Source organism: Alistipes sp. CAG:268, from assembly GCA_000434235.1.
In the GTDB taxonomy this organism is placed as follows: Bacteria; Bacteroidota; Bacteroidia; order Bacteroidales; family Rikenellaceae; genus Alistipes; species Alistipes avistercoris.
Map to the genome: position 1 here is coordinate 47,876 of FR892005.1, position 22,902 is coordinate 70,777.

Here is a 22,902-nt window from a genome sequence, read left to right on the forward strand (position 1 = left end):
TCCTGCTGATCTACGGCTCGATGGTCATGCAGTCGGTCATCGAGGAGAAGAACAACCGCGTGCTCGAGGTGATGGTCTCCTCGGTGCGGCCCTTCGACCTGATGATGGGCAAGATCCTCGGCATCGCCTCGGTGGCCGTGGTGCAGATCGTCATCTGGGGCGTGCTGATCGTCGGCGTGGGCAGCTTCGTCATGCCGCAGCTCATGCCCGCCGAGGCGATGGCCGGCGTGGAGGCCGTGCGGCAGGGGATGCCCGACGCCGCGGCTGCGAGCGGCATGGACACCGAGATGCTGCAGGCCGTGGCCGCCGTCACGGACCTGGGCTATGTGGTCAAGATCTTCGTCTGCCTGCTGCTCTTCGTCTTCGGCGGCTACCTGCTCTACTCGGCGATGTTCGCTGCCGTGGGCTCGGCCGTGGACAACGTACAGGACGCCTCGCAGCTGCAGACCCCCATCACGCTGCCGATCATCCTGGCTCTGCTGATGATGCTGGCCGTGATCAAGGACCCTAACTCGCCGATGGCCTTCTGGTTCTCGATCATCCCCTTCACGTCGCCCGTGGTGATGATGGCCCGCATCCCCTACGACATTCCGCTGTGGGAGATCGCCCTCTCGCTCGCGGTGCTCTACGGCTCGTTCATCGGCATGGTGTGGTTCGCCGCGAAGATCTACCGCGTGGGCATCTTCATGTACGGCAAGAAACCGACCCTCAAGGAGTTGGTGAAGTGGATGCGCTACAAGTACTGATACCGCATACGGGGACTTTTTGTCCGGGCGGCCGCATTTTTCTGTTATCGCAATAACAGATTCCTGAAATTTTTCATAATTTTGCCACCGGATGAAATCCGAAGGAAAAACATTCAACAAAACATCTAATATTCAAGAGCTATGATTTCGATCGACAACTACGATTTCAAAGGCAAGCGCGCGATCATCCGCGTGGATTTCAACGTGCCCCTCAACGAGAAGGGCGAAGTGACGGACGACACCCGCATCCGCGCCGCCATCCCCACCATCAAGAAGGTGCTCGACGAAGGCGGTTCGGTGATCCTCATGTCGCACATGGGTCGCCCGAAGAAGAACCCCGATCCCAAATACTCCCTCGAACAGATCATCCCGGCCATCGAGAAGAACCTCGGCGTGAAGGTCGCCTTCGCCGGTGACTGCATGGGCGAGAAGGCCGCCGAGATGGCCAAGGCCCTCAAGCCGGGCGAGGTGCTGCTGCTCGAGAACCTGCGTTTCTACGCCGAGGAGGAGGGCAAGCCCCGCGGCCTGGCGGAGGACGCCACCAAGGAGGAGAAGGACGCCGCCAAGAAGGCCCTCAAGGAGGGTCCGCAGAAGGAGTTCGTCAAGAAGCTGGCCTCGTATGCCGACTGCTACATCAACGACGCCTTCGGTACGGCTCACCGCAAGCACGCATCGACCTACCTGATCGCCAAGCACTTCCCCAACGACAAGATGTTCGGCTACCTCATGGAGCGCGAGGTCAAGGCGATCTCGGCCGTCATGGAGAAGCCCGCACACCCGTTCTGCGCCATCATCGGCGGTTCGAAGGTGTCGTCGAAGATCGGCGTCATCAAGGCCCTGATCGAGAAGGTCGATTCGATCATCATCGGCGGCGGCATGACCTACACGTTCGCCGCAGCACAGGGCGGCAAGGTCGGCAATTCGATCTGCGAGCCCGACATGTTCCCCGTAGCCCTCGAGATCCTCGAGCTGGCCAAACAGAAGGGTGTTGAGCTGGTCATGTCGCCCGACGCGCTGATCGCCGATGCCTTCTCGGCCGACGCCAACACGAACGTCGCCCCGGCCGACAACATCCCCGACGGATGGGAGGGTGTCGATATCGCCGACGAGGGCAAGAAGCGTTTCCGCGAGCACATCCTCGGCTGCAAGACGATCCTCTGGAACGGTCCGGTGGGCGTCTTCGAGATCGACAAGTTCGCAACCGGTTCGAAGGAGGTGGCCCTGGCCATCGCCGAGGCCACGAAGAAGGGCGCCTACTCGCTCATCGGCGGCGGCGACTCGGTGGCCTGCATCAACAAGTTCGGCCTGGCCGACCAGGTATCCTACATCTCGACCGGCGGCGGCGCCCTGCTTGAGTACATCGAATTCGGCACGCTGCCCGGCGTAGAGGCCATCCGCGAATAGGCTGACTGCCTCGAAACATCGAAAAAAGCGAAACGGGAATCTCCGCGGAGGTTCCCGTTTTCAAAACCCGAACAAATACCGATATGAAAAAAATCATCCTTTTCGCAGTATCCCTGGCTTGTATGGCAAGTTGTCAGAATAACCCGACCAAGACCCCGGCCATCGACCTCACGAATTTCGACCTCTCGGTAGCCCCGAACGCCGACTTCTACCAGTATGCCACGGGCGGGTGGCAGGCCAAGAACCCGCTCAAACCCGAATATTCGCGCTACGGCGCCTTCGACGTGATCGCCGAGAACAACCAGAAGCGCATCAACGACCTGTTCCAGGAGATGGTCAAGATCGAGGCCGCCCCGGGCAGTGTCGAGCAGAAGATCTCCGACCTCTACAAGATGGGCCTCGACTCGGTGCGCCTGAACACGGAGGGCGCCGCCCCGATCCAGGCCAAGGTCGCCGAGCTGCTGGGCATCACCGACCGCGCACAGCTGACGGCCGCCATCGCCGACCTGCACCACTCGGTGGCCAACCCCTTCTTCGGCATGGGCGTGCAGTCGGACCTGATGAACAGCAACATGAATGCCCTCTACATCTCGCAGAGCGGCCTGGGCATGGGTACGCGCGACTACTATGTCGATGAGTCGAATGCCGGGATCAAGAAGGCCTACGGCGAGATGCTCGCCAAGCTCTTCACCCTGACGGGCATCGAGCAGGCCGAACAGGCCGCCGCTTCGGTCGTCGAACTGGAGACCAAGCTGGCCGAGAAGATGTGGTCGAACGTCGAGCTGCGCGACATCGTGGCCCAGTACAACCCGATGTCGAAGGCCGACTTCGAGAAGACCTACGACGCCATCGACTGGCCGGCCTACTACAAGGCGATGGGCATCGGCGACTTCGACACGATCATCGTGACGACCCCTTCGGCCGTGGCCAACGCCAACGACCTGCTGAAGAACGCCCCGATCGAGTCGCTGCGCTACTATCTGGCCGCACAGTACATCAACGCCGCCGCCGGCTACCTGAGCGACGATTTCCAGCAGGCCTCGTTCGACTTCTACGGCAAGGTGATGTCGGGCCAGCAGGAGCAGAAGCCCCGCTGGAAGCGCGCCATGTCGGTGCCCAACGGTACGCTGGGTGAGGCCGTGGGCGAGATGTACGTCGCCAAGTACTTCCCCGAGAAGGACAAGGAGCGCATGATGGAACTGGTCAAGAACCTGCAGACGGCTCTCGGCCAGCACATCGACGCCCTCGACTGGATGTCCGACACCACGAAGGCCAAGGCCCGCGAGAAGCTGGCGACCTTCACCGTGAAGATCGGCTACCCCGACAAGTGGAAGGACTACACGACGCTCGAGATCGACCCGGCGAAGAGCTACTGGGAGAATATCGTCAATGCCAACATCTGGTACACGGAGGACAACATCGCCGACCTGGGCAAACCCGTGGACAAGGAGGAGTGGGGCATGACGCCGCAGACGGTCAATGCCTACTACAATCCGACGACCAACGAGATCTGCTTCCCGGCCGCCATCCTGCAGCCGCCCTTCTACAACCCCGACGCCGACGACGCGGTGAACTACGGTGCCATCGGCGTGGTGATCGGCCACGAGATGACCCACGGATTCGACGACCAGGGCCGCCAGTTCGACAAGGACGGCAACATGAACAACTGGTGGACCGAAGAGGACGCCGCCGCCTTCAAGGCCAAGACCGACATTCTGGTCAAGCAGTTCGACGCCATCGAGGTGCTGCCCGCCAAGGACGGCCAGCCGGCACTGCATGCCAACGGCTCGCTCTCGCTGGGTGAGAACATCGCCGACCAGGGCGGCCTGCGCGTAGCCTGGACGGCCTACCACAACTCGCTCGAGGGCAAGGAGAAACCCGCCCCGATCGACGGATTCACGCCCGAGCAGCGCTTCTACCTGGGTTACGCAACGCTGTGGGCCCAGAACATCCGCGACGAGGAGGCTGCCCGTCTGACCAAGCTCGACGTACACTCGCTGGGCAAGTGGCGCGTGAACGCCACGCTGCGCAACCTGCAGACCTTCTACGACGCCTTCGGCATCACCGACGGCGCGATGTTCCTGCCCGAGGAGGAGCGCGTGATCATCTGGTAAGGAAACAGGCGGCGGGGCCGGCAGCGGCTCCCCGCTCCGAAAAGAGAGAGGTCCGGAATCCTTTGTGGATTCCGGACCTCTTTTTTATCCGCTCCGCCCCGTTTTCGGCCTTTTTCCGCCCAACCTGCCGGTTCCGAAGCAACGGACGGAGCGGATGCCGGAGACGGGAAGTACGGTCAATAGAAGGTTCCTTTCGGGGCAAAGATCGCATACCCGAAGTTGAAGGTCAGGTACATGTTCTTCCAGTCCTTCAGATCGTACTTGGTCAGGGCGAGGCTCACGGGACCAATCGGCGAATGGTAGACCAGCGACGCCTCGGCGATATAGTGCCACCTCCGGTCCGCAAGGCGGACGCCCGCCGGCGCCAGGGCGCTGTCGTGCGGGGCGCGGAACATCGCATGGAAGCCCGTCCGGAAGAAGAAGTTGGACATCAGGTCGAACGTCGGCATGATACCCGCACCGACAAACCACGGGGCGTGGAAGTCGGGCATGTAGATCATCTTCGCATGCTGCACGGGGGCATACGACGGCATCGACATCAACGTAGCGTCCCACGAACCGAAGTCGGGATGGTTCGTATAGACCCCGTCGATGTTGTATCCGAACGAGAACCAGCTGCTTTGCGGGATGTCGAAATACTGCGACCAGCTGACCCGCGCCCCGAACCAGTGGCGCATGCCCGGCGAGTAGAAGCGTTCGGCATCGTAAGGCCGCACCTTCTCACGCCCCGTGACATAGATACCCGACAGACGCAGGTCCGAACCGCGTCGCGGGTAAAGGAACTTGTCAAGCGTATTGCGGGCCACTTCGGCCTTCAGCCCGAAAAACCGGAAGCGCGTGAGGTCCGTATCGTCGGCGAAGAGGTCCTCCGAGTCATAGCGGTAGTTCACATGCCCGGCATTCGCCCGAAGCGTCACCACGCTTCGGTGCGTGAGCGGCATGCCCGCAGCCAGCGAGAAGAAACTCTCGCTCTCCTTGACCTGCTCCGTATTGTCGATCTTCGTCACGTTGCCGAAGGAGCCGTGACGCAGGTTGTGGACCGAAAAGTTGTAGGAGTAGTCGAGAAAAAGCGGTTCGACGAGGTAGAAGTCGGTGCGCCCGCCGAGTTTGCCCCACGTGTAGAGCGGCCCCAGGTAGAGCTCTGCCCCGAGCCGCTGCCCGACACGGCCGATCCGCTGGTAGTTCATCCCGATATAGGCCTGGTTGAAGGCCGTCGAAGAGATGTTGCCGCCGATCGTGATCCGGAAGTTCGGACGCGTGTGGAACCGGGCCTGGAACGAATAACGGCCCCGCAGCGAGTCGTAACGCACATGGGGAAAATCCATCGTGAACTCCCCGCCGGCCAACACTTCGAAGAGGTTGTCGCGCAGTTCGGCGAAGCCCATCGGGCGCTGGTGCCCGGGTGTACGGCGGTCCACCTGCACGAAATCGCGGATGTAAGCCCGCTGCGCCTGCGAAAGGCCCTCGAGCTTGTAGTCGTCGAACAGGAGCCTCGGGCAGCGCTCCCGGAAGGCCGCACGCCGGGCCTCGTAGTAGGCCGTATCGCGGCGCTCGGTGATGCGCTCGAGGATCTGCGGCATCGCAGCCATGGCATCGGCATAGCCCGAATCCATGATCTCGACCGCCCGGTCGAAATCGAGCATGCCGGCATCGACCCCGCGGCGGATCGTGATGCTCCGTCCCTCGGGCAGCGTATAGTCGGTCTTCTGCATGGCCAGCATGAAGGCCTGGTCCAGGAGGTTGCTCTCGACGCTGGGCGGCGTGTTGCCGGCCGTGCAGATCGAGCCGACGATCAGGTCGGGGGAGAACTCCTCGTCGAGGGGCCTCCACGGAAAGTTGTCGTAGATACCGCCGTCGTAGAGCAGCATCGAATCGATACCCATTGGCTTGAATACCAAAGGAATGGCCATCGACGAACGCACGGCCTCGCTCAATTCGCCGCTCCGCAGCACCGCCGGACGGCGGTGGTTCATGTCGCTGGCCACACAGAGAAACGGTACCATCAGGCGGTCGAAATCACCTTCCGAAGCAGCCGTCGCCGGAGCGAAGAGTTCGGTCAGCGCCAGGTCGATCTGCGTCGAGGAGATCAGGTTTTTGGGAACCTGGAAACGCTTTCCGGCCGGGCTTTCAACATCAATCAGCAGACTCAGGAACGAGGGGTTGTTGCCCACCTGCCGGTAATAGTCCATATACTTGTTGGGGTCGATACGTCCCGAAACCCACTCCTTGACCACGCCCGAACTGACGATGGCCCGCATCTCGGCAGGGGAGTAGCCCGCGGCATACATCGCCGCAATGATCGACCCCATCGAGGTGCCGGCCACACAGTCGATCGGCACACCGTTCTGCTCGAGCGCCTCCAGCACGCCGATGTGGTAGAGTCCCTTCGCGCCGCCGCCGCTCATCACCACACCTACCCGCTGGGCCGCCGCAGGGAGCACCCCGGCAAGCAACAGCAGGACAAATACGAGGGATTTACGCAACATATCTCAATTTTTTTATAACTTTGCACGTTACATGGGGTGCAGAGCACTTCAAAAGTAGGGAAAAAAGAAAAACGAACAAAATATGATCGACAAAATCAATGAACTCCTCCGACGTGTCGAAGAGTTCAAACCGAAAGCAGCCGCCGAACTCGAAGAGTTCCGCATCAAGGTCCTCGGCAAGAAGGGCGAACTGAACGCCCTGATGGAGGAGTTCAAGAGCGTCGCTCCCGAAATGAAGCGCGAACTCGGACAGCAGCTCAACCGCCTGAAGACCGAAGCCACGGAACGGATCAACACGCTGCGCGAGCAGCTGCAGAACGCCGCCGAGGACAACCGGACCGCGGAGGAGGACCTGACCCGCCCGGGATCGGCCGAACACCTCGGTTCGCGCCACCCGATCGCGCTGGTCAAGAACCAGATCGTCGAGATCTTCTCGCGTCTGGGCTACACAGTGGCCGACGGCCCGGAGATCGAGGACGACTGGCACGTCTTCTCGGCGCTCAACTTTCCGCCCGAGCACCCGGCGCGCGACATGCAGGACACCTTCTTCATCGAGAAGGATCCCGACGTCCTGCTGCGCACGCACACCTCGTCGATCCAGGTACGCACGATGGAGCGCCAGAAGCCGCCCATCCGCGTGATCTGCCCCGGCCGGGTATTCCGCAACGAGGCGATCTCCTACCGTGCCCACTGCATCTTCCACCAGATCGAGGGCCTCTACATCGACGAAGGGGTCTCGTTCGCCGACATGAAGCAGTCGCTGCTCTACTTCGCCAAGGAGCTCTTCGGCGAGCAGACGGCCATCCGCATGCGCCCCTCCTACTTCCCCTTCACCGAACCTTCGGCCGAGGTGGACGTCTCGTGCAACCTCTGCGGCGGCAAGGGATGCCCGGTCTGCAAGGGCACGGGATGGCTCGAGATCATGGGCTGCGGCATGGTAGACCCCAACGTTCTGAAAGCCAATAATATCGATCCTGAAAAATACTCCGGATTCGCATTCGGCATGGGCATCGAACGAATCGCCATGCTCAAATACGGCGTCAAGGACCTGCGCCTCTACTTCGAAAACGACGTGCGTTTCCTCCACCAGTTCGACCAGTCGCTCTAAACCTTCGGCAGGCATGAAACGGCTGATGGCGACATGGCTTCTGGGTGCGCTCTTCACCACGGCCTTCGTGGCGGGGAAGGGCACTCCGGCCGCACCCGCATATCCCGACTCGCTGCCGAGCGTATGGTTCTACACCGAGGGCATCAAGCAGCAGACCATAACGGGCGATACGCTGCAGGCCCGCAAACTCTTCGCCGAAGCCATCCGGCGCGACTCGAACTACGCCCCGGCCTACTTCGAGCTGGTATCCAACGGAATGTATGCCTCGCCCGAGGAGGCCGTCGAGCTGGCCGGACGCGCCTACCGGCTCGATACGGCCAACAAGTGGTACCATCAGTTCTACGGCCAGACGCTCGTCTTCGCCGGAGAGTACGACCGGGCCGTTCCCGTCTACCGCAGCCTGATCGACCGTTTCCCCAAGGAGCCGGACTTCTACCGGATCCTCGCGGCGCTCTACGAGCAGACCCGACAGCCTGCCGAGGCCGTGGCCCTGCTCGACTCGGCCGAGGTGCGCTTCGGACGCATTCCCGTGCTGAACAGCATGAAGCGCCGCCTGCTCGTGGCCACCGGACAGATCAGCCGGGCCCTGGATGAGGCCCGGCAGGAGGCGGCAGCGACCCCCTACGAGCCCGAGCCCCACGTGGCACTGGCCAACCTCTACGCCGCAGACGGACGCGACTCGCTGGCCCGCGCGGAGTTTGACGAGGCGCTGCGGATCGACTCGACGAACCTCGCAACGCTCATGTCGCTGGCCGACTACTACACCTCCCGACAGGACTACCGCTCGCTGCTGGCCGTCTCACGGAGGTTGTTCCTGGCCGACGAACTCCCGCTCGAGACGAAGATCCGCCAATTCGAACAGTACACCTCGGACATCCGCTTCTACCGCGAATACTACCTGCAGCTCAACGACCTGGCCTCGGTGCTGGCCATCAAGTATCCCGACGACAAGCGCGTCGTGGAACTCTATGCCGGCCACCTGATCGCCTCCGGGGAGCTGGACCAAGCCCTTGCGCTCTACAAGAGCCACCTCGACGACCAGCCCCCCGTGGAGGAGTACTACCGCACGATCATCGACATCGAAAGCTACAAGAAGCGGACCGACTCGGTCGGCCGCTATGTCGTGAAGGCCATCGGACTCTTCCCCGACCGGATCGACTTCCGGCTGGCCAAAGGACATGTGGCCAGCCTATCGGGCGACTACGACCGGGCCCTCGGGGCCTACGAAGAGTCGCTCGCGTATGCCTCGACGGATTCGCTGCGCAGCGTGGTCTGGGGCATGATCGGCGACACGTGGCACCTGAAGGCCACCGAAGGTGTCACCGACTGGGACGAGCGGATGGACCTCGGGACGGTCAAGTCCACGGCCGCATTCCGCAAGGGAATGAAACGTTGCTACAGCGCCTACGAGCGCAGCCTGCGCTACGACCCTGACAACACGATGGTGCTGAACAACTACGCCTACTTCCTCTCGGTCGAGGGACGCGATCTGGAGCGGGCGCTGGCCATGGCCAGCCGTGTCGTGGCGCTCGAGAACGACAACCCGACCTACCTCGACACCCACGCCTGGGTGCTCCACAAACTGGGACGCACGGACGAAGCCAAGAAGATCCAGCAGCGGGCCGTGGTGCTCGACGGGCAGAAATCGCCTTCGCTGCTGGCCCACTACGGCGACATTCTCCATGCCCTGGGCGAACAGTTCATGGCCGAAATCTACTGGCGTCAGGCGTTGGAGAAGGGATACGATCCCGCATTGATCGAACCCCGGCTCAAACAGCCGGCCGCTGACCGAAACTCCGAAAAGACAAGCCGATGAAGAGTCTACGCATGCTGATTCCGATTCTGCTGTTGCTCTGCGCGGCCGGGACGGCCTCGGGGCAGAACGACGCACGCGTGGCCGAACAGAAGCGCGTGATCGCGGCCCTCGAGAAGAAGATCGCAGCCGAGGAGCAGGAGATCGCCCGTCTGCGCAAGGGACGCTCCTCGACCGAGGAGCAGGTGCGCCGCCTGGCCCGGCAGATCGACTCGCGGAGCCAGCTGCTCGACGCCACGGAGAAGGAGGCCTCCCAGTTGCGCGGGGAGATCGCACGCACGGACAGCGTAGCGGGGGATCTTGCTGCCAGACTCGAACGCGACCGGCAGCAATATGCGGAGATGGTACGCGAAGCCTACCGCAACTACCGCCAGAACAACTACCTCACCTACCTCTTCTCGGCCCGCGACTTCGCCGACGTGGCGCGCCGCATCACCGACCTGAGGGCCGTAGCCGCCCTGCGCGAGCGCAAACTACGCGATATCCGCAGCCTGGCCGACGAGGTGCGCACCGAACAGGAGACGCTTGCTCGCCGCCGCCGCGAGCTCGACTCGGTCTCCACGCGGCTCACGGCGCAGCGCGAGAAGCTGCAGCGCGACTCGCGGAACGCCAAGGCGACGATCCAGCAGCTCTCGAAACGCGAGAAGAGCGCCCTGCAGCGCAAGATCGAGCAGGAGCAGCAGCTCGACGTGGCGATCAGCGAACTGCGCAAACTCTCGAAAGGAAACAAGGAGGGCGCTTCGTTCTCGTCGAAGACCTCCGGACTGCGGCTTCCCGTCGTGAACGGCCGCGTGAAGCGATACAAGGGCAACATGGCCGAGATCTCCGGACCGAAGGAGGCACAGGTGATCTCGATCTACGACGGCAAGGTCGTGGAGACCAAACGCAACCGCATCACGGGCAAATACGAGGTATTCATCGCCCACGGCGAATACATCACCTCCTACGCCAACCTCGGGTCGGTCTGCGTCGGAAAGGGGCAGAAGATCGCCCGCAACCAGCAGATCGGAACCATCGGTTCGTCGGTCGATTTCGAGACGATGCAGACCGAATACCGGATCGTGTTCGGCATCTATCCGCCCGATCCGAAACAGACGATGCGGGCCGAAAACTGCTTCAGGCGGTAGACTCTCCGGAAAGTGTCTGCGAAGAATCCCCGTAAAGGGTATTCCGGAGGCGAAATTCCGCTTCAAACCGTTTCTGCGGAATCCTCTCTACGCGGAGAGACAAAGACAAAAACAAGGCTAAAAAAACGACAAAGAGAAGCAATGGCTGTACGCTACTACAACGACGACTGCAAATACCGCCTGCCGCAAAAGCGGCTGACGGCCGAATGGCTGCGCCGCGTGGCCGAGGAGGAGGGTTATGTGCTGGGCGACGTGAGCTACATCTTCTGCTCGGCGCAGCGGCTGCTTGAGATGAACCGGCAGTACCTCGGGCACGACTACTTCACCGACGTCATCACGTTCGACTACAGCGACCGCAGCGATACGCGCATCGTCTCGGGAGACATCTTCATCGACGTGGAGACCGTGGCCGACAACGCCCGGCAATACGGCGCCACGGCGCTCCAGGAGATGCGCCGCGTGGTGGTCCACGGCGTGCTGCACCTCTGCGGCCAGGGCGACAAGACGCCCCGCAGCAATGCCCAGATGCACCGCAAGGAGGACAAGTACCTGAAATTCTGGGAAAAAGAAGAGTAAGCCGCAGACGCGGAGACAGCACGGCATCCAAAACAGCCGTCAGGACCGTGTCCCGGCAAGAGAGACAAAACACCATGACGCTCGATTACGACATCATCGTCATCGGCGGCGGACACGCCGGCTGCGAAGCGGCCTCGGCGGCCGCGCGGCTCGGTTCGCGCACGCTGCTGCTGACGATGGATATGGAGAAAATGGCGGCCATGTCCTGCAACCCGGCCGTCGGAGGAGTAGCTAAAGGACAGATAGTCAGAGAGATAGATGCATTAGGCGGTCAAATGGGCCGCATTACCGACCTCTGCTCGATCCAATTTCGGATGCTTAACCGCTCAAAGGGGGCTGCGATGTGGAGTCCGCGTGCCCAGTGCGACAAGAGCCGCTTCTCGAGGGAGTGGCGGCATACGCTCGAGAACACCCCGAACCTGCACATCTGGCAGGATGCCGCCACCGAACTGCTCTTTACGGAAGAAGCGGGGGAGGAGCGGCCGCACATCCGCGGAGTGAAAAGCCGCATGGGGGTGGAGTTCTCCTGCCGGGCCGTAATACTCACGGCCGGGACCTTCCTCGAGGGTCTGATGCACTGCGGATCGGCCCATGCCGAAGGAGGACGCGCCGGAGATGCCGCCTCGCACGGCATCACCGAATCACTGCGCCGCATGGGATTCGAAGCCGGGCGGATGAAGACCGGTACCCCGGCACGACTCGATGCCCGCTCGATCGACTTTTCCCGGCTCGAACCCCAATACGGAGACGAGAAACCGGCCAAGTTCTCGTTCGCATCGGAGATCCGGCCCGTCGAGGAGCAGATGCCCTGCTATCTGGTCTACACCTCGCCCGAGGTGCACGAGACACTGCGCAGCGGATTCGCTGAATCTCCCCTGTTCAACGGCACGATCCGGGGTATAGGGCCGCGCTACTGTCCCTCGATCGAAGACAAACTCCGCACGTTCGCCGACAAGGAACAGCACCAGTTGTTCCTCGAGCCCGAAGGCCGCTCGACAAACGAATACTACCTCAACGGATTTTCGTCGTCGCTGCCGTGGGAGGTGCAGTGGAAAGCACTGCATCAAATCCACGGATTCGAAAATCTGCACATCTACCGACCGGGATATGCCATAGAATACGACTATTTTCCGCCCACACAACTGCACCATTCGCTCGAAACCAAGCGGGTGTCAGGTCTCTACTTCGCCGGACAGGTCAATGGCACGACCGGGTACGAAGAGGCGGCGGCACAGGGTCTGATGGCCGGAATCAATGCACACCGGGCACTGGCAGGGGAGGAGGCCGTCGTGCTCCGCCGCGACGAAGCCTACATCGGAGTGCTGATCGACGACCTGGTAACCAAAGGAGTAGACGAGCCCTACCGCATGTTCACCTCGCGCGCCGAATACCGCATCCTGCTGCGACAGGACAATGCCGACCTGCGGCTCACTCCGCTCGGGCACGAAATCGGTCTGATTTCGGAGAAAAGATATGCAGAATTCGTGCAAAAAAAATCGCTCGTAGAATCGCTTGTAGCATTTGCACGTGACCTGAGTGTCAAAGCAGCCGAAATTAACGACTATCTGAAAACGATCGGATCGGACCCGCTGACACAGGGTCGCAAGCTGCACGACATTCTGATGCGCAACAATACGAGTTTCGAAACGCTTCAAGAGGTCTTGCCGAAACTGAAAAAATTCATCGAGAAAAACGGAATGAACGAAGAGGTAATCGAGGAGGCGGAGATACAGATCAAATACAAAGGGTATATCGAACGCGAGAAATTCATCGCTGAAAAACTCCACCGCCTTGAAAATATCTCCATTCCCGATAATTTCGATTATTTTTCTATGAATGCACTGACCATCGAGGCCCGGCAGAAACTCGACCGGATCCGCCCGACAACGATCGGACAGGCATCGCGCATCCCGGGCGTATCACCGGCCGACGTCAATGTTCTGCTCGTTAAATTCGGCAGGTAAACGTTCCACGTGGAACATAAAAGCGAAAGAACAAATAAGGATACAAACAAGAAACGAAGAATTCGTTCCACGTGGAACATTAATACTAATTAAGTTAGTATAAAAAGCAAAAAAGGAAACCCCGCCGGAATGGCGGGGTTTCCTTTTGTAATCCGTAAATAAATCAGAGTACAATCGTGCACCAACCATACTTGTCCTCCGAACGGCCGTACTGAATATCCTGCAGGCGGGTATAGAGTTCGAGGCTCGTCTTGCCGACCTCCGTACCATAGGTATAAACCTTGTCGGTCTGCATATCAAAGATCTTCCCGATAGGGGAGATGACTGCAGCCGTTCCGCAGGCGCCACACTCCTCGAAAGTTTCCAGTTCCTCGACGGGAATATGGCGCTCTTCAACCTCGAGTCCCATGTCACGGGCGATCTGGCGAAGGCTCATGTTCGTAATCGAAGGCAGCACCGACTGCGATTTCGGCGTGATGTACTTGCCCTCCTTGATGCCGAAGAAGTTGGCGGCACCGCACTCCTCGATGTATTTGTGCTCAGCCGCATCGAGGTACATCACGTTCGAATAGCCGAGCGTGTGCGCCTTTTCACCCGACATGAGGCTGGCCGCATAGTTTCCGCCGACCTTCACATCACCCGTTCCACGTGGAGCAGCGCGGTCCTGTTCACGGTCGATAGCGACCAGAATCGGCTTGATTCCCGACTTGAAGTAGGCACCTACGGGCGAGCAATAGACGATCAGCAGCGCATCCTTGGCGGGTTTCACACCCAGTCCGACGGTCGTACCGAACATCACCGGACGCAGGTAGAGCGAAGCACCCGTACCGTAGGGCGGAATGAAACGCTCGTTGCGCTTGACCACCTCGACACAGGCATCAACAATCATCTCGATCGACGGAACCGGCAGGCAAAGGCGCTTGGCCGACGATTGAAGACGGCGGGCATTGTCGGCCACACGGAAGAGACGGACCTTGCCGTCGATTCCCCGGAAGGCTTTCAGACCCTCGAAAAGTTCGATGCCGTAGTGCAGGCACGAAGCCGACATGTGCATCTTGATGTACTCGTCGCTCGTGATTTCCATCTCGCTCCACTTGCCGTCGGTAAACGTAAAGCGGGCATTGAAATCGGTCTTGGTGTAGTCGAAGCCCAATGCGCTCCAATCGATGTTTTCCATAAATATTGAAATTTTAAAGTACCAGTTTCATCTTTGTCGGGACAGCAACGGATCCGGCAGGCATCAACCCACGATGGCGCCGTTGTTGGTCTTTTCGTCGGGCTGCAGCAGACGCAGCTTGCCCGATGCATCCTCGGCCATGAGGATCATGCCGCTGGAGGTGATGCCCTTCAGGTCGCGCGGAGCAAGGTTCACCAGCACAAGCACCTGCTTGCCGATGAGCTCCTCGGGCGTGAAGTGCTCGGCAATGCCCGAGACGATCACCCGCTGGTCGATACCCGTATCGACCGTGAGTTTGAGCAATTTCTTGGTTTTGGCAACCTTTTCGGCGGAAAGGATCGTCGAAACACGGATATCCATTTTCTGGAAATCGTCAAACTGAATCGTATCTTTCTGTGCTTCAACATGTTGAGCAGCTTCAGCAGCCTGATTGGCAGCTTTCGTGGCCGCCAGCTTGTCCAGCTGCCGCTGAATGACGTCGTCTTCGATCTTCTCGAAAAGCAGCTCGGGCGTACCAATCGTGTGACCGGCCGCAATGAGGTCCATCCCGCCAAGGCGCTCCCACGGGAACTTCTCCACGGCCAGCATGCGGAGCATCTTCGCAGCCGAGAAGGGCATGAAGGGTTCGATGGCGATGGCCGTATTGGCCGTGATCTGCAGGGCGATGTTGAGGATCGTCTTCACACGTTCCGGATCGCTCTTGATGACCTTCCACGGCTCGGTGTCGGCCAGGTATTTGTTGCCGATGCGAGCGAAGTTCATGGCATCCTTCAACGCCTCACGAAAACGGTAGTTCTCGATGTTGCTCTCAAGCGACGCACGGATCGAGGCAATGTCGGCGATCGTCTCGCGGTCGTAGTCCGTAAGCTCCCCGCAGGCGGGCACCTTGCCGTCGTAATACTTCTGCGTGAGCACCAGGGCACGATTCACGAAGTTGCCCAGCACGGCCACCAGCTCGTTGTTGTTGCGGGCCTGGAAGTCCTTCCACGTAAAGTCGTTGTCCTTGGTCTCGGGGGCATTGGCGCAGAGCACGTAGCGCAGCACGTCCTCCTTGCCGGGGAACTCCTCGAGGTATTCGTGCAGCCAGACGGCCCAGTTGCGCGATGTGGAGATCTTCTCGCCCTCGAGGTTCAGGAACTCGTTCGCGGGCACGTTCTCCGGAAGGATGTAGCCGCCGTGGGCCTTGAGCATCGAGGGGAAAACAATGCAGTGGAAGACGATGTTGTCCTTGCCGATGAAGTGCACCATCTTCGTATCCTCGCTCTTCCAATACTTTTCCCAGTCGGGTGTGAGGTCCTTCGTCGCGGAGATGTAACCGATCGGTGCGTCGAACCAGACGTAGAGCACCTTGCCCTCGGCACCCTCGACCGGCACGGGAATGCCCCAGTCCAGGTCGCGGCTCACGGCACGGGGCTGCAGGCCGCCGTCCAGCCAGCTCTTGCACTGTCCGTAGACATTGGTCTTCCACTCCCTGTGGCCATTGAGAATCCACTCGCGGAGGAATCCTTCATATTGATCCAGAGGAAGATACCAGTGTTTGGTCTCGCGCTTGACGGGCACCGAACCCGACACGGCGCTGTGGGGGTCGATCAACTCGTCGGGCGAAAGGGTCGATCCGCACTTCTCGCACTGGTCGCCGTAGGCGCGGTCGTTGCCGCACTTGGGGCAGGTGCCCACGATGTAACGGTCGGCAAGGAACGTCTGCGCCTCCTCGTCGTAATACTGCATCGAGGTCTTCTCGATGAACTTGCCCTCGTCGTAAAGCTTGCGGAAGAAGTCCGAAGCCGTCCGGGCGTGGGTGGCCGACGAGGTGCGCGAATAGATGTCGAACGACATGCCGAGCCCCTCGAACGAACGTTTGATCAATTCGTGGTAGCGGTCTACGATCTGCTGGGGCGTGACGCCCTCCTTGCGGGCCTTGATCGTGATGGGCACGCCGTGCTCGTCGGATCCGCAGACCGAGATCACGTCGCAGCCCTTCAGGCGCAGGTAGCGCGTGTAGATATCCGAAGGTATGTAGACTCCCGCCAGGTGGCCGATATGTACGGGGCCGTTGGCATAGGGGAGTGCCGAAGTCACGAGATAGCGTTTGAACTCTTTAGCCATAGAAGTGATACAATCTTACTAATTTGTGTCAAAAGTACGAAATTTTGATTGATTCCTGAAGCAAAAGGGGGAGTTTTTCCACAAGAAAGAAGCACGGGGCACGAAGCAACCGGGAAAAAGGAGGCGCCGCTCTTCCTTTTGAGTCCGCAACCGGGAAAAAGGAGGCGCCGCTCTTCCTTTCGAGTCCCGGGACGGGCACGACCGCGTACCGGCAAAGGGGCGTTTCCGCCTCTCTGTCGCGCCGGAAATCATCCGCCGGGGTGCTTTATTCATCGACGGGCATTTACCCGCCAAAAAGCAAAAAAACAACGTTCGCACTTTTTCCTTTGACTCGGGAATCGTACCTTTGCAACGATCCACCCGAACCGATCCCGAAAACAAAAAAGACGGAAATGAACACTTCATCCTTTGCGGACACCAAACCCCACTACAACCTGCTCGACGGGCTGCGCGGCGTTGCGGCACTCTCGGTCATCTGGTACCACATCTTCGAAGGGTATGCCTTTGCCGGCGGCAACACCACGATCGGAGGCATCAACCACGGCTACCTGGCCGTCGATTTCTTCTTCATGCTCTCGGGCTTCGTCATCTCCTACGCCTACGACGACCGCTGGGGCAGCGGTCTTACGGTCGGCAACTTCTTCCGCCGACGCCTCATACGCCTCCATCCGATGGTTCTCTTCGGGGCCCTGCTGGGCGCCGTGACCTTCCTTGCGCAGGGCGCCGTGACATGGCAGGGCACACCGGTCGCCACAACTTCCGTGCTGCTGGCCCTGCTCTGCGCCTGCTGCTTCATCCCGGCCTGGAGCGGCGCACCGTGGGAGGTGCGGGGCAACGGCGAGATGTTTCCCCTCAACGGGCCGAGCTGGTCGCTCTTCTTCGAGTATATCGGCAACATCCTCTACGCCCTGCTGATCCGCCGCCTTTCGGATCGCGCGCTCGCCGCACTCACCCTTCTGACGGGCGCCGGACTCGCCTATTTCGCCCTGGCCGACCCCCAGCAGTACGGCACGATCGGCGTAGGCTGGACGCTCGACGGGGTGAACTTCGCCGGCGGCCTCGTGCGCATGCTCTTCCCCTTCACGCTGGGCATGCTCATCGCACGGCGCTTCCGTCCGGTGAAGGTCCGCGGGGCCTTCTGGATCTGCTCGGCGATCCTCGTGGCGCTGTTCCTCGTCCCGGCCCTCCCGACCGACACCGCCGTCAGCCTCAACGGCCTCTTCGAAGTGGCCTGCATCGCACTGCTCTTCCCGCTGCTCATCCGCCTGGGAGCCTCGGGCGCCACGACCGACCGTTTCTCGACGGGACTCTGCCGCTTCATGGGCGACATCTCCTTCCCGGTCTACATCATCCACTATCCGTTCATGTACCTCTTCTACGCCTGGATGATCCGCCACGGCATCGCCGACTTCGCCCGCACGTGGCCCGCGGCCTTGCTGCTCTTCTTCGGCAACATCCTGCTGGCCTATGTAGCACTGAAGCTCTACGACGAACCCCTGCGGCGGCGCCTGGCCAAGAGGTTCCTGCACCGACCGGCCCGCTGACCCGTACCCGAAAAAAAAGAATTCCCGCACCCTCGGAAAGGTGCGGGAATCTTTTTCAGACGGAATGCCGTCGGGCATCCGGTCACGCGCTACTCGAACTGCATCTCGTCGAGGAGCCAGCCGGCGCCGGCGAACTTGTCCACGATGAAGAGCACGTAGCGTACATCCACGGCGATCATGCGCTGCAGGTCGGGCTCGAAGGCCACGTCGCCCGACATGGCCTCCCAGTTGCCATCGAAGGCCAGGCCGATCAGCGCGCCGCGGTCATTCAGCACGGGTGATCCCGAGTTGCCGCCCGTAATGTCGAGGTTGGCCAGGAAGGCCACGGGCATCTCGCCCTTCGCATTGGCGTAGCGGCCGAAATCCTTGGCTGCATAGAGTTCCTTAAGGCGCTCGGGTACGGTGAACTCGGCAGGATTCTTCGGATCCTCCTTCTCCATCACACCCTTGAGCGTCGTATAGTAGTTGTACTCGATGCCGTCGGCCGGCGAGTAGGGCAGCACGTTGCCGTACGTGAGGCGGATCGTGAAGTTGGCATCCGGGGCCCACGCCTTGCGGGGCTGCTGGAGCATCAGGCCGGCGATGTATTTGCGATGTCCTTCAGCATAGCCTGCATGGCTTTCGCGGTAGGCCTTCGAAAGCTCCATATACTTCGACCACACCGATGCGGACAGCTCCACGGCGGGATCCGCAGCAATCTTCTCGGGCGAGTAGTCGTCCAGCAGCGCCAGCACCTTCTCCGCGGAGGCAAAGACCGAGTGGTCGTAGAGGTAATCGACATAGGCGTCGATGTCGCCGCCGAACTGCTTATCGACCACATCGGCATAGAACGACGGCAGCTCCTTCATGTTTTCACGCGCGATGGCGAGCATGCGCCTGGCCACCTTGCGGTCGGTCGCGGGATTATAGTCCTTGTACCACTCGGCCAGACGCTCCCTGACGGCATCAGGATCGGCAATGGTCTCTTCCACGGCCATCTTATCCATATTGATGAACGAACGCACGGGGTTCAGCAGCTCGACGGCCCCGAGGAACGCCTCCGAAAGATACTGCACGCCGGCGTAGATCGGGCCGCCGCGGAGCTCGGCCTCGCGGATCTTCGCCAGGGCGTCGATATATCCCTCCTCGGGCAGCGTATTCTTCTCGGCCCAAGCCTGGAACGAAGCTTCCTGCGCCTCTTTGCGGGCCTTTACGCCAAGTTTCCGGATGCCGCGCGACATGCCGATCGAATTCTTCCAGTAGTTCGACGACATGGCGTATTTCGAGGCATACTGGATACGCACGGCATCATCGGCCATCATGTCGTCCCAAAGGATCGCCTGGCGCTCACCGCGGATGAAGATCCGCTGCGGGTTCTCCGTGCCGAGCAGGTTGTCGATCTCGTACGAGGTCATGTAGCGCTCGGTCGATCCGGGGAATCCCATCACCATGGCGAAGTCACCCTCATCGACGCCGTCGAGCGAGATCTTGAGGAACTTCTCGGCGCGGTAGGGACGGTTCTCCGGGGCGTATTCGGCCGGACGGTTGTCGGCACCGGCATAGACGCGGAAAATGGAGAAGTCGCCCGTGTGGCGGGGCCACATCCAGTTGTCCGTATCGCCGCCAAACTTGCCGATCGACGAGGGGGGAGCCCCCACCAGGCGGACGTCGGTGTATACCTCCATCACGAAGGCGAAGAACTGGTTGCCGCCGAAGAAGGGCTTGACGGAGATCTCCATCGAGGGATGCTCCTCCTGCAGGCGCCCGGTCAGCACCTTCATGTTCTCGGCCGTGATGCGCTCGTACTCGGACTGCGAGGCGGTCGAGGGTACGTTGCCCAGCACATCCGCCGTCACATCCATGATGTGCCGCACGAAGCGCACCTTGAGCCCCGGAACGGGCAGCTCCTCGGCCTGGGACATGGCCCAGAAACCGTTCGCAAGGTAGTCGTGCTCGACGCTCGAAAGCTGCTGGATCGAGGCGTAGCCACAGTGGTGGTTGGTAAAGAGCAGGCCTTCGGGCGAGACGATCTCACCCGTGCAGCCGCCGCCGAAGACGACAATGGCATCCTTGAGCGACGACTCGTTCACGCTGTAGATCTCGTCGGCCGAGAGCTTGCAGCCGCGCTCCTTCATCACCTTGATGTTCATCTTCTGAAGGTAGGGCAGCATCCACATGCCCTCGTCGGCCGAGGCGGTCAGCGAGACGCACGCCGCGGCCAGCAGGAAAAGGATTTTCTTCATATACGTTGTTTTGCGGTGTTGTTTCACTGGATGGCGATCATGTTGCGGATCGAGCGCTCGGCCCGGCGGCGGATCTCCTCGTCGATGACCACCTCGGGAGAGAGCGTTTCGAGCGACGAGGCGATGTTCTCCAACGTCACCATCTTCATGTAGCGGCAGTTGTTGCAGCCGCACGTCTCGTCGTCGGGGGGTGCCGGGATGAACCGTTTGTCGGGGTAGAGGCGGTTCATTTCGGCCAGGATGCCGGCCTCGGTCACCACAATGAACTCACGGGCTTCACTGCGCCCGCAATAGTCGAGGATGCCGGCCGTCGAACCGACGTAATCGGCCACTTCGAGGATGTAGGGACGGCATTCGGGATGCACGACCACCCGGGCCTCGGGATGCTCGCGCTTGAGCTGCAGCAGCTTCTCGAGCGAGAACTCCTCGTGCACGTGGCAGGCGCCGTCCCACAGCACCATGTTCGTGCGTCCGGTGAGTTTGCGGATATAGGAACCCAGGTTGCGGTCGGGGCCGAAGAGGACGGGGACATCGGCCGGGATCGACTCAACTACCTTCAGGGCGTTCGACGAGGTGCAGCAGATATCCGTAAGGGCCTTGACCTCGACCGTCGTATTGACATAGGAGACCACGCGGTAGCCGGGATACTTCGCCTTGAAAGCGGCGAACTCTGCGGCAGGGCACGAGTCGGCGAGCGAGCAGCCAGCCTCGGGGCAGGGGATGAGCACCTTTTTTTCGGGGCAGAGCACTTTGGCCGTCTCGGCCATGAAGTGCACGCCGGCAAAGAGGATGACGTCGGCATCGACCGACTGTGCGCGTACCGACAGGGCCAGCGAGTCACCCAGGAAGTCGGCCACGGCCTGCACTTCGGGTCTCGTGTAGTAGTGCGCGAGGATCACGGCGTTCTTTTCACGCTTGAGACGCTCGATGCGCTCCTTGAGTTCGGAGGTGTTTTCCACAATCATTTTTTATTTTTTATTCCTTTTTAAAATTTAAATAAAAAAGAAGAAGAATATAAATAGCTGTTGATAATGTCGATAACTCGGCCTCCTTTCGGATTATCGACAGACGGACCGTGCTGCACGGGACAACTCTCTTCTGCGACCTGCTGCAAATCACTTCACTGTTTGCGTTGTCCACAAATGTTGAAAACCGTTATCCACATATCGACAGCCTCCGATTTTCAACAATCTGTTCCGTTTCGGGCTCCGGTCGGGCGACGAAAATTTCCGAAAACTTTTTTTGGTTTCCCGCGAAAGCCGTATATACCCGGCTCCGGTTGGATTTTCCAAATGCGGGGAGGGGGAAGTTTTCATCTTTTTTCATCGGTTATCAACAGGCTTGCCGACAGGTTATCGACCGTTTTTCATCACCTGCTCCACCACCTTTTCGGCGATTTCGCGGTAGCTCTTCTCGACCATCGGATGGGTGGAGGCCGCCGGGCATCCCGCGTCGCTGCCCTCCATGATCGACTGTACGATGGGTATTTCGCCGAGGAACGGGACTCCGCTCTTCTCGGCCATGTCCCGTGCGCCGCCGCGGCCGAAGAGGTAGTAGCGGTTGTCGGGCAGCTCGGCCGGGGTGAACCACGCCATGTTTTCGATGACGCCCGCTACGGGAATTCCGACGTGTTCGTTGCGGAACATTTCTACGCCCCGCACCACGTCGGCTACGGCCACCTGTTGCGGGGTGGAGACGATGACTGCGGCGTCAATCTTGAGCTCGCCGATGATCGACAGGTGTACGTCGCCCGTGCCGGGAGGAAGGTCCGCGAGCAGGAAATCGAGCGTGCCCCACCGGGTCTGGTGAATCATCTGCTTGAGGGCGCTGACGGCCATGGCCCCGCGCCAGAGCAGGGCATCGGTGGGTTTGATGAAGAAGCCGATCGACATCAGTTCGATCTCCATCGAGCGGGCCGGGATGATCCGGTCCTCGCCATCCTCCTGCACGGCTTCGGGCAGGTAACCCTCCACACCGAACATCTTGGGTTGCGAGGGCCCGTAGATGTCAGCGTCGAGGATCCCGACGCGGTAGCCCATGTTGCGCAGGGCGACAGCCAGGTTGGCCGTGACGGTCGATTTGCCTACCCCGCCCTTGCCCGAGGCTACGGCGATGACGTGGGCGATGCCGCCCGTGGTCGTCTTCAGCTTCGGTTCGGGACGGGGGGCGGCGCCGCCCTCCTTGATGACCACGAGCACCTCGCTGCCCGGGAATGCCTCCTGCAGGAGCTCTTCGGCCTGTTTCTTGATCTTCAGGGCGAACGGGTCGCGCGTCTTGGCGAAGCGCAGGACCACCGTCACCTTGCCGGCCGCTGCGGCCGTATGTTCGATGAATCCGCTCGTTACGATATCCTGTCCGGTTTCGGGATGGACGATCGCCGTGAGCAGCTGTTTGATCTTTTCTTCCATAATTTCACGGTATCACTTACCCGACAAAGATAACGCATATTTCAGACAATAGGTAGCGTGTCGGTAAATATTTGGTCGCTTTTCCGCACTCCAGCCCCGGTCGGATG

At 60.5% G+C, this 22,902-nt stretch carries 15 protein-coding genes; 9 read left to right on the forward strand and 6 right to left on the reverse strand.

Annotated features, from left to right (window positions below):
- The 3 genes from QZL63_RS06955 to QZL63_RS06965 form a co-directional block, all read left to right on the forward strand.
- Positions 1 to 746, forward strand: a 746-nt coding sequence (locus tag QZL63_RS06955; RefSeq protein ID WP_290586358.1) for an ABC transporter permease, incomplete at its 5' end; no start/stop codon positions are given.
- A 141-nt stretch (positions 747 to 887) separates the two neighbouring features.
- Positions 888 to 2,150, forward strand: coding sequence for a phosphoglycerate kinase (locus QZL63_RS06960; protein ID WP_022308602.1), 1,263 nt, complete (start codon positions 888 to 890; stop codon positions 2,148 to 2,150).
- 122 nt (positions 2,151 to 2,272) lie between these two features.
- On the forward strand, positions 2,273 to 4,264 hold the full coding sequence (locus QZL63_RS06965) for a M13 family metallopeptidase (RefSeq protein ID WP_290586361.1): 1,992 nt from the start codon (positions 2,273 to 2,275) through the stop codon (positions 4,262 to 4,264).
- Between the two features lie 176 nt (positions 4,265 to 4,440).
- Here QZL63_RS06965 and QZL63_RS06970 read toward each other — a convergent pair whose 3' ends face one another.
- Entirely contained in the window at positions 4,441 to 6,750 is a 2,310-nt protein-coding gene (locus QZL63_RS06970; RefSeq protein WP_022308604.1) for a patatin-like phospholipase family protein, read from the reverse strand.
- Between the two features lie 82 nt (positions 6,751 to 6,832).
- On the opposite strand from QZL63_RS06970, the gene pheS reads away from it, so the two are divergent.
- From pheS to mnmG, 5 genes are all read left to right on the forward strand, one after another.
- Positions 6,833 to 7,858: a phenylalanine--tRNA ligase subunit alpha gene (pheS, locus tag QZL63_RS06975; protein WP_022308605.1), complete on the forward strand. Its 1,026-nt coding sequence runs from the start codon at positions 6,833 to 6,835 to the stop codon at positions 7,856 to 7,858.
- A 13-nt stretch (positions 7,859 to 7,871) separates the two neighbouring features.
- Positions 7,872 to 9,674, forward strand: a complete 1,803-nt coding sequence (locus QZL63_RS06980; protein WP_022308606.1) for a tetratricopeptide repeat protein — start codon at positions 7,872 to 7,874, stop codon at positions 9,672 to 9,674.
- Positions 9,671 to 10,798, forward strand: a complete 1,128-nt coding sequence (locus QZL63_RS06985) for a murein hydrolase activator EnvC family protein (protein ID WP_022308607.1) — start codon at positions 9,671 to 9,673, stop codon at positions 10,796 to 10,798. Before QZL63_RS06980 ends, QZL63_RS06985 begins: the two co-directional genes overlap by 4 nt.
- Positions 10,799 to 10,939: 141 nt before the next feature.
- Positions 10,940 to 11,374 carry an rRNA maturation RNase YbeY gene (gene ybeY, locus QZL63_RS06990; protein ID WP_022308608.1) on the forward strand — a complete coding sequence of 145 codons (435 nt, stop codon included), beginning with the start codon at positions 10,940 to 10,942 and terminating at the stop codon, positions 11,372 to 11,374.
- A 74-nt stretch (positions 11,375 to 11,448) separates the two neighbouring features.
- On the forward strand, positions 11,449 to 13,338 hold the full coding sequence (mnmG, locus tag QZL63_RS06995; RefSeq protein ID WP_022308609.1) for a tRNA uridine-5-carboxymethylaminomethyl(34) synthesis enzyme MnmG: 1,890 nt from the start codon (positions 11,449 to 11,451) through the stop codon (positions 13,336 to 13,338).
- Between the two features lie 163 nt (positions 13,339 to 13,501).
- Here mnmG and QZL63_RS07000 read toward each other — a convergent pair whose 3' ends face one another.
- Both QZL63_RS07000 and metG read right to left on the reverse strand, forming a co-directional pair.
- Entirely contained in the window at positions 13,502 to 14,515 is a 1,014-nt protein-coding gene (locus QZL63_RS07000; RefSeq protein WP_022308610.1) for a branched-chain amino acid aminotransferase, read from the reverse strand.
- Between the two features lie 63 nt (positions 14,516 to 14,578).
- A complete protein-coding gene (gene metG / locus QZL63_RS07005) occupies positions 14,579 to 16,621 on the reverse strand; it encodes a methionine--tRNA ligase (protein ID WP_022308611.1) in 2,043 nt (680 codons plus the stop codon).
- Positions 16,622 to 17,013: 392 nt separating this feature from the next.
- On the opposite strand from metG, the gene QZL63_RS07010 reads away from it, so the two are divergent.
- Positions 17,014 to 18,165 carry an acyltransferase family protein gene (locus tag QZL63_RS07010; RefSeq protein WP_022308612.1) on the forward strand — a complete coding sequence of 384 codons (1,152 nt, stop codon included), beginning with the start codon at positions 17,014 to 17,016 and terminating at the stop codon, positions 18,163 to 18,165.
- 89 nt (positions 18,166 to 18,254) lie between these two features.
- Here QZL63_RS07010 and QZL63_RS07015 read toward each other — a convergent pair whose 3' ends face one another.
- From QZL63_RS07015 to QZL63_RS07025, 3 genes are all read right to left on the reverse strand, one after another.
- A complete protein-coding gene (locus QZL63_RS07015; RefSeq protein WP_022308613.1) occupies positions 18,255 to 20,387 on the reverse strand; it encodes a S46 family peptidase in 2,133 nt (710 codons plus the stop codon).
- Positions 20,388 to 20,410: 23 nt separating this feature from the next.
- On the reverse strand, positions 20,411 to 21,352 hold the full coding sequence (nadA, locus tag QZL63_RS07020) for a quinolinate synthase NadA (RefSeq protein WP_022308614.1): 942 nt from the start codon (positions 21,350 to 21,352) through the stop codon (positions 20,411 to 20,413).
- A gap of 387 nt (positions 21,353 to 21,739) precedes the next feature.
- The gene (locus QZL63_RS07025) at positions 21,740 to 22,795 is read right to left on the reverse strand and encodes an Mrp/NBP35 family ATP-binding protein (protein WP_022308615.1); all 1,056 of its coding nucleotides are present in this window, start codon (positions 22,793 to 22,795) and stop codon (positions 21,740 to 21,742) included.
- Positions 22,796 to 22,902 lie beyond the last annotated feature (107 nt).